This is a genomic window from Pseudanabaena sp. UWO311, from assembly GCF_006937785.1.
Taxonomy (GTDB): Bacteria; Cyanobacteriota; Cyanobacteriia; order Pseudanabaenales; family Pseudanabaenaceae; genus Pseudanabaena.
This window is the reverse complement of the sequence record NZ_SJEE01000038.1, coordinates 39,395-52,031: the sequence shown is the minus strand read 5'-3', so window position 1 is coordinate 52,031 and position 12,637 is coordinate 39,395. Positions and strand designations below refer to the sequence as shown.

The 12,637-nt window shown below is 40.4% G+C and carries 16 protein-coding genes; 8 read left to right on the top strand and 8 right to left on the bottom strand.

Annotated features, from left to right (window positions below; genetic code table 11):
- Window positions 1-150: 150 nt before the first annotated feature.
- Window positions 151-579, bottom strand: coding sequence for an Rpn family recombination-promoting nuclease/putative transposase (locus tag PseudUWO311_RS21095; RefSeq protein ID WP_190303600.1), 429 nt, complete (start codon window positions 577-579; stop codon window positions 151-153).
- A gap of 396 nt (window positions 580-975) precedes the next feature.
- On the opposite strand from PseudUWO311_RS21095, the gene PseudUWO311_RS21090 reads away from it, so the two are divergent.
- From PseudUWO311_RS21090 to PseudUWO311_RS21065, 7 genes are all read left to right on the top strand, one after another.
- On the top strand, window positions 976-1,455 hold the full coding sequence (locus PseudUWO311_RS21090) for a hypothetical protein (protein WP_142657204.1): 480 nt from the start codon (window positions 976-978) through the stop codon (window positions 1,453-1,455).
- Window positions 1,456-1,476: 21 nt separating this feature from the next.
- Window positions 1,477-1,689, top strand: coding sequence for a hypothetical protein (locus tag PseudUWO311_RS21085; protein WP_142657203.1), 213 nt, complete (start codon window positions 1,477-1,479; stop codon window positions 1,687-1,689).
- 102 nt (window positions 1,690-1,791) lie between these two features.
- Window positions 1,792-2,229, top strand: coding sequence for a hypothetical protein (locus tag PseudUWO311_RS21080; protein WP_142657202.1), 438 nt, complete (start codon window positions 1,792-1,794; stop codon window positions 2,227-2,229).
- Window positions 2,230-2,417: 188 nt separating this feature from the next.
- On the top strand, window positions 2,418-2,753 hold the full coding sequence (locus PseudUWO311_RS21075; protein ID WP_142657201.1) for a hypothetical protein: 336 nt from the start codon (window positions 2,418-2,420) through the stop codon (window positions 2,751-2,753).
- Window positions 2,754-2,910: 157 nt separating this feature from the next.
- The gene (locus PseudUWO311_RS21070) at window positions 2,911-3,633 is read left to right on the top strand and encodes an S-layer homology domain-containing protein (protein ID WP_223807668.1); all 723 of its coding nucleotides are present in this window, start codon (window positions 2,911-2,913) and stop codon (window positions 3,631-3,633) included.
- Window positions 3,605-3,778, top strand: a complete 174-nt coding sequence (locus PseudUWO311_RS24205) for a hypothetical protein (protein WP_190303599.1) — start codon at window positions 3,605-3,607, stop codon at window positions 3,776-3,778. The genes PseudUWO311_RS21070 and PseudUWO311_RS24205 overlap by 29 nt, the downstream gene beginning before the upstream one ends.
- 11 nt (window positions 3,779-3,789) lie before the next feature.
- Complete coding sequence (locus PseudUWO311_RS21065; RefSeq protein ID WP_142657199.1) at window positions 3,790-4,188, top strand: hypothetical protein; 399 nt, start codon at window positions 3,790-3,792, stop codon at window positions 4,186-4,188.
- Here PseudUWO311_RS21065 and PseudUWO311_RS21060 read toward each other — a convergent pair.
- The 6 genes from PseudUWO311_RS21060 to PseudUWO311_RS21035 all read right to left on the bottom strand — a co-directional run bounded on the left by PseudUWO311_RS21060 (window position 4,178) and on the right by PseudUWO311_RS21035 (window position 10,472).
- Window positions 4,178-5,044 carry an Rpn family recombination-promoting nuclease/putative transposase gene (locus PseudUWO311_RS21060; RefSeq protein ID WP_142657198.1) on the bottom strand — a complete coding sequence of 289 codons (867 nt, stop codon included), beginning with the start codon at window positions 5,042-5,044 and terminating at the stop codon, window positions 4,178-4,180. The two genes, PseudUWO311_RS21065 and PseudUWO311_RS21060, sit on opposite strands and share 11 nt — an antisense overlap.
- A 438-nt stretch (window positions 5,045-5,482) precedes the next feature.
- Window positions 5,483-7,378, bottom strand: coding sequence for a ribonuclease J (locus PseudUWO311_RS21055; protein WP_142657197.1), 1,896 nt, complete (start codon window positions 7,376-7,378; stop codon window positions 5,483-5,485).
- Window positions 7,379-7,584: 206 nt separating this feature from the next.
- Window positions 7,585-8,478: a 4-hydroxy-tetrahydrodipicolinate synthase gene (gene dapA, locus PseudUWO311_RS21050; protein ID WP_142657196.1), complete on the bottom strand. Its 894-nt coding sequence runs from the start codon at window positions 8,476-8,478 to the stop codon at window positions 7,585-7,587.
- A 52-nt stretch (window positions 8,479-8,530) separates the two neighbouring features.
- Entirely contained in the window at window positions 8,531-9,547 is a 1,017-nt protein-coding gene (locus PseudUWO311_RS21045; protein ID WP_142657195.1) for an aspartate-semialdehyde dehydrogenase, read from the bottom strand.
- Window positions 9,548-9,712: 165 nt separating this feature from the next.
- Window positions 9,713-9,985, bottom strand: a complete 273-nt coding sequence (locus PseudUWO311_RS21040) for a DUF3143 domain-containing protein (RefSeq protein ID WP_142657194.1) — start codon at window positions 9,983-9,985, stop codon at window positions 9,713-9,715.
- A gap of 37 nt (window positions 9,986-10,022) precedes the next feature.
- Entirely contained in the window at window positions 10,023-10,472 is a 450-nt protein-coding gene (locus PseudUWO311_RS21035; RefSeq protein ID WP_142657193.1) for a J domain-containing protein, read from the bottom strand.
- 205 nt (window positions 10,473-10,677) lie between these two features.
- Here PseudUWO311_RS21035 and PseudUWO311_RS21030 point away from each other — a divergent pair, with 205 nt between their 5' ends.
- Window positions 10,678-11,589, top strand: coding sequence for a phosphatidate cytidylyltransferase (locus tag PseudUWO311_RS21030; protein ID WP_142657192.1), 912 nt, complete (start codon window positions 10,678-10,680; stop codon window positions 11,587-11,589).
- Between the two features lie 162 nt (window positions 11,590-11,751).
- Here the strand turns inward: PseudUWO311_RS21030 and PseudUWO311_RS21025 are convergent, their stop codons facing one another.
- The gene (locus tag PseudUWO311_RS21025; RefSeq protein WP_142657191.1) at window positions 11,752-12,579 is read right to left on the bottom strand and encodes a prepilin peptidase; all 828 of its coding nucleotides are present in this window, start codon (window positions 12,577-12,579) and stop codon (window positions 11,752-11,754) included.
- Between the last annotated feature and the right edge of the window lie 58 nt (window positions 12,580-12,637).

Here is a 12,637-nt window from a genome sequence, read left to right as displayed (position 1 = left end):
GCAGTGAACCGTAAAATTTCAACATCTCCGTCTCAAGTTCTTCGCTGTAATAACCCAAAATTATTCCTTTTCTTTCTTTATCTGAGATTATCCTAATTTGCACAAGTTATTTGTTTTTCATTCCTAAATTCGTGGTTTAGCTTTGTGGAGTTAAAGCTGGTCTCGTATACAAGTGGAGAGTTGGTTGGTCTTACAGCGCTTTGCACTCAAATCCAAACCAAGAAAGATTTTGAAAGCGTTGCGAAGCAACGCTTTCAAAATCTTTCTTGTAGCTCGTTTGATCGGCAATTGCTGTAAGTAAATTACGGTTTGATGAATTTCTCGGTTGGGATATTTGCCGTAAAGTCTCAGCCAATAGTTCGCCATCCGATAGGGCATTGTGTCATCAGTTTTGGTTTGAAATTCTAGATGAACAATAATTTCTGCTGATCCTAAAAGGATCACTGAGTCAGCACGGATCGGATCGCTTGCAAGTTCTGATGGTTCAAGTTTGGTTAACTCTATGGGTTTACCAAGGAGCCACGTCGCGAAGTCTTTGGAGAAGTTTTCGACCAGAAATTTACAAGTGTTGTCGTACATCTATAGAGTTAATTCTTGGATAAGAACGGTGTAAGAGACATCTCAAACGATGTTACCAGCAATTATTTGAATTTCATTATTGATCGAACAGAATTATTTGATTTTTTACATGACCAGTAATTCTAATATAACCAGATAAGGCTTTTTGAAATACACAAATATTTTAAAATAGAGATTCTCTTAATTATTTTTTCGAGATCAATTAATAATAGTTAAACTAAGGATTGTTTTTAGATCAGATAAGTTTAAATGAGCTAAATTGAACTAAAAGCTGAGATGAACTGAGCTAGTTTATCTAAGCTTTTTTAGTTAGTTTATTGACACATCGTAAATCAGTAACGATTTTAAGTTTTACTAATTATGAAAGTCAAAATGTTTGGCAGCAGTTTAACTGCTATGGCTTTATTGTTTGTATGTCCCGCTCTGATTACCTATGCTCAGCAAGAGACAAACTATTCTCACGCATCAACTACTTCTACTCAGGAAGAGAATGTCAATCTTCAGAAAACCAAGGATTTCTTCGATGATCTCCGTGGTTTAGTTAATGCAATTAGTCCTACTTCACCTGCACAACCTCAGACCACTCAAGCTCAATTAGCTACTAGTGCTTGCGATATCGCTGTTGGATATTGGTGGTGGGATGCGAGAAGATTTCCAGTAAGCATTTATGCTGATGGTGGGATTTTAGCAGATGATGCTGCTTCAGGTGGTCGAATTAGTGCTAATTGGACTTGCTCTGATCCTAATTTAGGTTTAATCAAAATTTCGTGGAGTACTGGTATCACTGATTTTATGTATGCCATTGATCGGAATAGAATGAGTGGCAATAATGGCGTTAATGTCGTTAATGCAGTTCGACGTGATGTTGGTTTGTAGTTTTTTAAAAGATATGAACTTATGAGTATCAAAACTGTTTACACAATTCCTGTGATTTTGTTGGTAATTGCAATTTCTGTCATTCCTGTGCATAGTTCTCAAAATGTTCAAGCAACTCCACAGCAAGTTATAAATAATGGAAGAAATATGGTCAACATGGGGAATTGGATGTTCCCTGCTGGAATTGCTGCATTGATAATTGGCGTAGTTTGGATGGCTAACTCGGCTAAGTAGTTGCCATAAGATTTTAGCGAATAAACTTATTTAGGAATAAATTCAAATAGTATTTCTAAATTAAGAGAGAAGATTTCACATTAGTACTTCAGCAAATTGTTTATGAAAACATTTCCATTTCCACAGATACTTGTTTCATTTTTGACAATGAGTACTTTGCTTGCCTTTACGCCTTCTAAAGCAGAAGCTTATGGAGATCGCGAGTGCCAATTTACGATTGAAAATAGCACAAATCAAGTCATTGATTCGCTTTATATCGTTCCTTCATCTGCTGAAAAAACTCATTCAGGATGGAAAATCAATCGTCTTGATAAACCTTTACAAGTGGGTGGTCTTGCAATGATCAATGTCCAGACTACTCCTGATGCACTATATTGGAACGCTTTTGGAATTTTTGACAACAAAAAGCCTTATGTCTTCTTGACAAAAGACTTATACAACCGAAAAAAGTATATTTGGGATTATCTTAGTGGTTATCCACCTTGCGATGGAACATGGACTCTTGAGGATTATGAGTACATAGGAAATTGGAATTGGTAGAATTTTCGAGATGATCTGTAAACAATATTTTCTTGTCAATAGAAATCACCAAAATTTTGTGAGAATTACAACTTGTGCCAAAAATACTGACAACACTATTTAGTTCTCTAGCCATCAGCTTTCTTTTTATAACTGAAGTAAAAGCAGCAGCACCTACAATTAATCAGGGACCTTGCGGCGACTGCTATGTGATACATACAGTTCAAATTGGTGGTCCAAATTATGAAGGATTGGCAAATATTATCCAATTTGTCATGAACTCCTTTGGTGAACCGATGTATTGTGCATACAAAACTAATTCCGCTAAATGGACTAGAAATCCTGCAATTTCGGTTAGCTACGGAATACTGAATAGTCAGATGATTCCAGCAAGAGAGTTTTGGTATAAGACTCTAGCGTCAATTAATTCCCCTGCATGGTATTTTGACTACCTACCAGATACCTTTGAAAGATACGCTAACGAGGTTGACTGGAGTTCTGTTAAAGATTTCCATGTTCAAAAGAATGGAGGTTGCAACTTTTAAGGCTGTGTAAATGCTTTGGTCTATCTGTACGAATAATTTCAAATTCGTTTGGAATGTCAGAAAACCAGAGAATTTACTTTTTATTTGCTTTCTTTGCTCATAACTTAGAGGTCTTTCGTTTTGTTTTCCTAGTTCTATACATCTAATGGAGAAATTTATGCTCATTCGTCCTTTACTTCAACTTACATCTACCATTGTTCTATTTAGTATCTCAACTTTTGCTGCTCAAGCAATTAATCCAAATTTCAAAAACACAACTCAACTAACTCCACAAGGTGTCGTTGCTCAAGTGGACGTTCGTCCCACGGACTATTGGTTTTCAGCAGTCCAGTCATTGACTGAAAGGTATGGCATCTCGATGTTTTACTCCGATGGGACATTTAGAGGAACCAGACAAATTTCTCAAAATGAGCTACTTTCCTATGTACAGCAAGGCTTTCAAGTGATTCAAAGGATTAATCCTTCGATCAGTCAACCTGCCTATGCAGCTAGTATGCGCGGTGTTTTGGATGCTTGTAAGTCGCGGTATGGTAATGCATTAACAAGAGGTGCATTTGCAGTCTGCTTTAATGATGCTCTAAGTGGGCAAGTTAGTCAGTCTTCAAGTAATACTTGTAATACAGCCGTTGGATATTGGTGGTGGGATGCTAGAAGATTTCCAGTTAGTATTTATGACAATGGGAGAATTTTAGCTGATGATCCTGCTTCTGGCGGTCGAATTAGTGCCAATTGGACTTGCGTCGATCCTAGCGCAGGATTAGTCAAAATTGTCTGGAGTACTGGCATCACTGATTTGATGAAAGTTGTTGATCAAAATAGAATGCGTGGAGACAATGGTGTTAATGGAGTCAATGCAGTTCGCCGTGACGTTGGTCTTTAAATCTAAAAGCATTAGGAGGAGAGTTGCTTCTAATGCTTTTGAACTACTTTGGATTGTGGAAATAACTTTCATGATCGCCTATTCTATCAAAAGCAACTTTAGCGATCGCCTAAATACACTTAATGGCAAGGCGATCGCCCTATAGAAAAAATAGATATGGGTAATCTCACAATTATTAGCGAAACAGGCTTTCCCCATGCTGCTTGCTTATTTGAGTATGCAGAAGTCAAAACTTGGTGCGGATTTAAGCCGAAGATCCCCAAGTTTCCAGCATTCTGGGGCTATGTTGATCGCTCCAATCGTGCAATATATATTAAAAAATCAATTCGCTTTGAAATTCCTGATCGCACCTTACAAGAAGCGATCTCTATCCTAGAAGAGAAGTATACTAATCGCTGGTTCGCTATCTGGTTGGGGATTAATTGTATTGACTTTGCGATCGAGGCAGCTAAGTTATGTGAACTAAAAGTTCCAGAGCAAAAGAAACTATTTCCCTGCGATTTAATTGAGGATTTGAAGGAATTAAACAACTCCTCTAATAGAATTACTCCCTAAGTTGAGCAACTTCCTCCACACTCAACCCCGAAGCCTGACTAATCGCCTCATCATCAAGGACATCAAGCAATTTTCGAGCCATCTCTAGTTTTGCCAACACTTTGCCATGCTCAACTCCTTCCTCTAAACCCTCTTGCCGACCCTGATTTAGAGCTTTCTTAATCGCATTCCTCTGATCATGAATAAACATTTCCTGCATTTCCATATCCTCAATCTGTTCAGGTGTGAGATTGACCTCATTCGCGATCGCAAAAGCTTGTTTAATCTCAGGGACGAGATTCATGCTCTCAGGAACAACATCTAACTGTCTCGCACATTTGAGAAAATATAACCACTTATCAGCCAATGTTTGTAAGTGATCGACTTCTTTATCAAACTTCGGTAACTCGACAAATACCAACTCGATGTCATAAATAGGATAATCAATCAAAAAATCTTTTTCTTTGAGAATAAATCGCGAGATTAATTGATTCATTTCTGGAAACATCTCAAAATCCGTAATTGTCAAGGCAATCACTGGATCTAGCAAGTTATAGTCTTGACCGACTCCCAACTGTGTCGAATAGGCTTTGGCGGCATTGTAGAGAATCCGTTTTTCAAAACCTTCGATATTTAAGACCTGCATCTCGATGATTACCGTTGTGCCATTTTCAAGACGTGCTTTGACATCTAAATAAGTCGCTTTAACGCCGCGTATTCTTGGGGCTAAGTAAGGATTCAGGATCTCTAAATCTTTGATTACAACGTTTCCATCATAAAGAATCGCATTGAGAAAGCTGATTAAGATATTATGGCTCTGCTCTGAGCCAAAGATCTTTTTAAATGCATAATCGGTTTTAGGATTGATAAATCGCATATCTTTAAGTTAAATAATACCTCTCCTTAATATTATCTCCTCTTCTTCGCAAACCCTGCTGAAACAGGCGCATTAAAAATTCAGAACTTGAAAAATTGTATTATTCTTAATTATTATTTTATAATTGCTTAACAAAAGCTAAAATAAGCCCTAGATTTTTTGGCTCAGTAAAAAAGCTTAGCTAAGAAGATTAAACTTTTAGAATTATGGCAATTTTCGATCAAGCAAACCACAATCAAAATTTTGGTATAGCGGTTTTCAGTTGAGTATGACACAAAAAATGTAGGGGCAATTCATGAATTGCCCCTACATTCTTTAATTCTATTTGTACAGCAGTCACTTGAAAATCGCTATAGTGCTAAAGATTTAAAGATAGTTCCTATTAATGACTATAAAACCCCTAAAAGTGTTGCTTTGCAACACTTTTAGGGGTTTTATCTAAACAGTTGCAGCAGTACGCTTGCGTCTGCCAACGCTAGCTGTAGCAGCACCAGTCGCGACAGGGGCTTCAATGGCAGCGCCATTACCATTAATACTCTCTTGTTCAACTTTAGGAATAACCTTATTACTGCCTGATTTTAAGGTCACACCTAAGGCATTAGGCTTTGCGGCAGGAGCAGGAGCAGATTGAGTGGAATTGGGAGGTGTTTGCAACAGGAATACAATCATTGGCTTACTTTGAATCTGTTGACGCAAGACACGAGTGAGGTCGCGCTCAAGTTGACCACGTAAACCAATCCAATCAATTTCTAAAGAACCAACATTGCGAGCATAGTTACCCCAAGAATTAGCCAAAGAATTATCGATCGCTTTTGCAACTAGAGCAATAATTTGGGAATGTTCCATCGGTAGAACCACGCCACTTAGTTGAATGTCAGGATTTGTGGAGAGCTTACCGTCAAGACCGACAGATACAGCGATCGTGAAGATACCTTCGCCAGAAATCTGTTGGCGATCGCGCAATACATCACCCTTCACCATGCCATCGCGAGAAGAATCAACTAGTTCGACACCAGAAGGAACTTTATCGACAATCCGCATATAATCTTGACAAACTTCGACAACATCACCATTTTCGGCAATCACGATATTTTCGCTAGGTATACCCATTGCTTCAGCCATCTTCGCGTGCTGTTTGAGCATTCTCAACTCACCGTGAGCAGGGAAGAAGAACTTCGGACGGACAAGCGCCAACATCATTTTGTGTTCTTCTTGAGAACCATGTCCCGAAACATGGATACCTTTGTCCTTACCATAGATTACATTTGCACCAAGTGCTATCAAGCGGTCAATGGTACGAACAACTGGAATCGTGTTACCTGGAATCGGATTTGCAGAGAAAATCACTGTATCGCCTTGACGTACTTCCAATTGTCTATGACTAGAATTTGACATTCTTGTTAAGGCAGACATCGACTCACCTTGAGAGCCTGTAGTCAAAATCAGAATTTGATCATCACGATAATGACGGAGATTTTGTAAAGGTTGGAATAGGTCATCGCGGCACTTAATGTAGCCAAGATTGCGAGCATGGGCAATGACGTTGAGCATCGATCGCCCAACTACACCAACCACACGACCTTGCTTATCGGCAATGTCCAAAATCATGTTGACACGATGGACTGAAGAAGCAAATGTGGTAATAATCACACGCCCCTTTGCCATCATGATGTATTTCTCAAGGTTAGGATATACAGCTCTTTCCGAAGGCGTAATCCCAGGAAGTTCGGCATTAGTGGAGTCACTAATCAGAGCCAATACGCCTTTTTCGCCATGTTCAGCTAGACGAGCGAGGTCAAAAAATTCCCCATCAACGGGAGTATGGTCAATCTTGAAATCTCCAGAGTGAATTACCATCCCCGCAGGTGTATTAATAGCGATCGAGAAACTATCCGCGATCGAGTGAGTGTTACGAATAAACTCCACAAAGAAGTTAGTACCGACACGGACGACATCACGAGGCATAACTCTGCGCAATTCAGTGCGATTTAGTACGCCAGCTTCACGGAGTTTATCTTCGAGTAGCGCCATCGCTAAACGTGGGCCATAAATAACAGGAATTTCAAACTGCTTTAAATGGAAAGAAATCGCACCGATATGATCTTCGTGACCGTGGGTGACAATCATGCCTTTGATCTTATGTTTGTTTTCTCGCAAATAAGTCATGTCAGGCAAGACGACGTTTACACCTGGCATCATATCGTCAGGAAAAGACAAACCACCATCAAGCAGCATGATTTCGTCGTTGTATTCAAACACCCATGTGTTTTTGCCGATTTCATGGAGTCCACCGAGAGCGATTATTTTGAGAGTAGGAGCGTTGGTTGTAGGCATATTGTTTGGTAAGTAAAAGGTAAAAAGGTAAAAGGAAAAAACGAGAAAATTGAATCTTGAAAATAATTCAATTTAATTGGTGATGGAAAACTTTACGGTTATAAATACCTAGATAGAATGACTAGAAAGGTTTAGTCCCCCCACAAGTTCATCATTATCAGAAGTAATCAAGTTCTATGTCTCTAGACTGAAGTTATCAACCTTTGTTAAGCAATAATTCCAATTTCTTGTAATACAACTTTCAGCTTGGCTTCGAGTTCGGCATTACCTGCAACTAGAGGAGATCGCACCACGCCTGTATCTAACCCCAACAAGCGCAAAGCTACTTTGAGAGGAATAGGATTACTGGTTAAGAACAAAGCCTTAAACAAAGGAAAAAGCTGAATATGAATTTGCAAAGCTTCTTGCACTTTACCCGCGACAAAGGATTGCATCATTGCTTGCAGTTGTGTGCCAACCAGATGCGAGGCAACGCTGACAACTCCCTTTGCACCCACAGCCATTAATGGCAATGTTAGTGAGTCATCACCCGAATAGATCGAAAATTCGGCTGGTGTGAGGGCACGAATTTGGCTAGCTTGATCTAAATCACCTGTTGCTTCCTTAATCCCAATAATATTAGAGATTTCGGCTAACTTGGCAACAGTCTCAGGTTCTAGTTTGCAACCCGTGCGACTAGGAACATTATAGAGAAGAATCGGAAGCTCTGGTGCAGCTTCAGCAATCGCTCGAAAATGTTTATATAAACCCTCTTGCGGAGGCTTGTTGTAATACGGTGTTACTTGCAGTGTACCATCTAATCCGAGATGTGCGGCTTTGATAGTAGCTGAGATTGCCTCTGAAGTAGAATTAGATCCCGTGCCTGCCATGATTTTCGCTTTACCAGCGATCGTCTGTTGTAGCACCGAAAACAATTTATATTCTTCATCCCAACTAAGAGTTGGTGACTCACCCGTCGTACCGCACACGACAATCGTATCAGTTCCTGTCTCAACCAAATGAATGGCAAGCTGTTCTGCTTTCGCATAATCAACATTCCCTTCTATATCAAAGGGAGTAATCATTGCCGTTAGTAAACGCCCGAAATCGATTTCACTCATAGATTCTCATAAATAGAAGCTTGCTAAAAGTTTATTAAAAGTCGATAAACTTTTAGATAAGAGCTTTGGCAATTAGTAATTCGGCAATCTGAACAGCATTCAATGCAGCTCCTTTACGGATTTGATCGCCACATAGCCATAATTCCAAACCGTTAGGGTGAGAAATATCTTGACGAATTCGTCCTACTAAAACTTCATCTTTGCCACTAGCATCAATGGGCATCGGGAAATAATTTTTGCTAAAGTCTTCTACCAACCTTACGCCAGCTGCTGTAGCCAGAATCTCTCTAGCTTTGTCTGGATTAAAGGGATGAGCAAACTCTAGATTAATCGCTTCAGAATGCGCACGCAATACGGGAACCCGTACACAAGTTGCAGTGATCTGAATATCATAATCGCCAAATATTTTGCGAGTCTCATTGACCATTTTCATCTCTTCCTCGCAATAGGAATTATCCGTCATTGGCGAGTTGTGTGGGAAAAGGTTAAAAGCGAGGGGATAGGGCAAAATCTCAGCTACGGCAGGTTCACCATTGAGAATTGCTTGTGACTGTACTTTTACTTCTTCCATGGCTCTTGCGCCTGCGCCACTTGCAGACTGATAAGTAGCGGCAACAATACGCTGAATCGGTTGCACCTGATGTAGTGGATATATTGCCACAGCCATCAAAATTGTCGTGCAGTTGGGGTTAGCAATAATACCCTTGTGATGCGCGGCGGCTTCAGGATTAACTTCTGGCACAATCAATGGCACATCGGGATACATCCGAAAAGCACTGGAGTTATCAATGGATACTGCTCCTGCTTTGGTAGCGATCGGTAGCCATTTTTTAGAGATACTGCCACCTGCGGAAGCAAGAACAATATCAACATCATCAAAAGAAGATTCGGTGACGGCTTCAATAATTAAGTCTTCCCCAGCAAATTTAATCGACTGACCTGCCGAACGCTCCGAAGCTAAAAGCTTCAACTTACCTAAAGGAAAATTTCTTTCTTCCAGCAATGCCAAAAGCTCTGTACCAACTGCGCCTGTTGCTCCCAAAATGGCAACATTATAATTCTTGCTCAATGAACCTCCAAAATAAAAACATCAAGTTAGGGTGGAAAACTTTTGCTAAGACTATGAAAATACTTAATGAAATGACTTATGTATAGTTTCATCATTCATAGCTTGATTCTATGTCTTGCTTAATCACATATTAACAAACTTTCAGAATATTGATAATGTTTTTGGCTAAGGGCCTGTAAAAATTGCATCTTCAACATCTTGGCGACTCAGTGAATAAGGAAATGCTCGTTGAATTTCTTTGCCACCGTAAGCATCTTGAATGTAACGCACACGAATATCTTCAATATCCATGACGATTTCTGCTTGCCATGACGATCGCGTAACGCGCCAGACATTAGGATTTGACTGATCTTGGTAACACCCTTGCTCATCTAACCATGCTTCAAGTGCAGGCAATGGATGATTGTAGAGTGGTGTCGTAGGAGAAGGAAGCGCCATAGCAGACGAGTTTATGGGGATGGTATTGATAAGGTGGTTATAAAAAGTAAAGCCAAAAAGTTGATATGGGCGCGATCGCTTCGGGAAAAAGGCGATCACCACGTAGCCATGCTACTAAAACAACTAGCACTAAACAAGCAACTAGCGTAGCACCAATTAACAAGAGTGCAAATAGTTCGCCGCCAGATAATGGTCGCTCACTGGGCAAACCATCATCGTCGTTGGTCTGAAGGTTTTTCGGTGGTTGATTTGTTGTGTACTGAAATCGTGAAAACTGAATGCGACAATCATAGGCACTGCGGCGCTCAGCATTACTGAGTGTGGCGTAAGCTTCGTTAATTTGGCGAAAATACTCAACTGCGTCATCCTTGGGAAGTTGAGTAGTGTCGGGGTGGTAGAGCTTACTGAGGTCTCGATAGGCTCGGCGAATATCAATTTCACTAGCCCAAGGGGTAACACCGAGGATGGCGTAATAGGTTTTAGACATAGTGCTTTCGGATATATTTCAGGTATGTTTATCCAATCTACAGATTAAACCCGTAGGCGAAATTCTCAAAAACACAAGAATTCGCAAATTTGCATAACGATTTTGTTGCTTCAACAGTTGATAGGAGTATATTTACTTCTGAGGTAGCACAATGTCTAGCTTTGTGTAAATTACCCATATCCACTTTCTCATCTGTGCCATTTTCATGCATTGGACTCGCATTATCAGTGCTTTATTAGTCGTACCACTCGTACTAGCGGCGATCGCCCTAGGTGGATGGGCTTTCACCGCAGCATTTGCGTTGCTGGTGATTTTTGGTGAGATGGAATATTTTGCATTGGTACGAGCCAAGGAGATTTTTCCAGCAAGCAAGATCACAATTTTTGTTAGTTTAGCATTACTAATTGTTTCGCAGGTGAGAGTTGATCTTGCAGATGCTGTGATCCCTATTGCAGGAACTTTTATATGCTTTTATCTATTGTTTCAAACCAGAATTGCGACGATTTCTGATATTTCTGCTTCGATATTGGGGTTGTTTTATGGGGGGTACTTACCTAGCTTTTGGGTAAGAATTAGAGGGCTTGGTGATGGCAATATATTTGAAATTAGCGATCGCTTGCACCAGTTTGATTTTTTTAACCAATTACGCAATATTGAACAGCTCTCTTGGTTGCGAATTACTTTCCCTGTAACTGATGGCTCTGTTTATGTGGTGATGGGGTTTTGTTGCATTTGGGCTTCAGATGTTGGTGCATATATATTTGGCAAGATTATTGGACGGACAAGACTTTCGGATATTAGTCCTAAGAAAACGGTGGAAGGTGCGATCGCAGGATTGCTTTGCTGCTGCTTGACGGCGATCATCTGGGCTTATAGTCTGGGGTGGGCACAATGGTGGCTGCTGGGTGCAATTTTAGGGTTATTGATTGGTATTGCAGGGTTGCTGGGAGATTTGACTGAATCGATGATGAAGCGTGATGCTGGGGTCAAAGATTCTGGGCAGATCATGCCAGGGCATGGCGGCATTCTTGATCGTGCTGATAGTTATGTCTTTACTGCGCCTTTGGTGTATTACTTCATTACTTTGATTTTGCCCATTGTGCATAAAGCTTCTTGAGCATTTTTTATAGGCATTTTTACGCTCGAAGAATCACAAGAAATTAAAAAAGAGTGCTGCGCAGCACTCTTTTTTAATTTCTTGTGATTCTTTATGATCAAAACCTGACAATAAAAATACGGCGTTAAAAAAGACAGCGTTTCGCGTCGCCTTTTTTTATTGTCAGGTTAGTCCAAACCAACCAAGATAAGCTGAAAGAATCGACTTACCAAAAAACAGAGAAATTGCTCCTCCCACAGCTAAAAAGGGACCAAAGGGAATTGGTTGCTGTTTCCCTAAATCTTTGGTAATTATGGCGATCGCGCCAATAAGAGTACCAATCGCTGAAGCAATCAAGATCGTCAGCAAAACATTTTGCCAACCCAGCCACATGCCGATCATGGCAGCGAGTTTGGGATCACCACCACCCATTGCTTCTTTTTGCAGAAAAATTTTGCCTGCAATTCTCATGATGTCTAAAAGCCATATGCCTAGTACGGCTCCACCAATACCAAATAGCAGTAATCTAGGAAAAGCTAGGCGATCGCCGTTACTAAGCGAGGCGATACTAACTTGATAAATTAGCCCTAAGAACAATCCTGATTGCGTTAAGGAATTAGGTAATGTCATCGTATCAATGTCGATCATTGCAAGCGCTAACAGCCAACTGAGAAACGCGGCATAAAAACATAAGGTCAGAATTGGTATGGAAGTTCCGAAATATGCAGCCACACACCAAAACAGAAACGCTGTTAGAGCCTCGATCGCAGGATATCGCCATGACACAGGCGTATGACAATAACGACATTTGCCCTTAATCAGAAACCAGCCAATAATCGGAATATTGTCGCGTGGCGCAAGTTGGCGCAGACAATGGGGACAGCGCGAGGGCGGATGCAAAATTGATAACCCCGCAGGAACGCGATAAATTACCACGTTTAAGAAGCTCCCAATACAAGCCCCAAGCGCGATCGCAAAACATTGTAAAACGAGAGATTCGATTAATAGCAAAACATTAGGGAAAGATGAAGAAAGCTATCTAAGAGTATAGTTGTCAAGCAAATCTTAG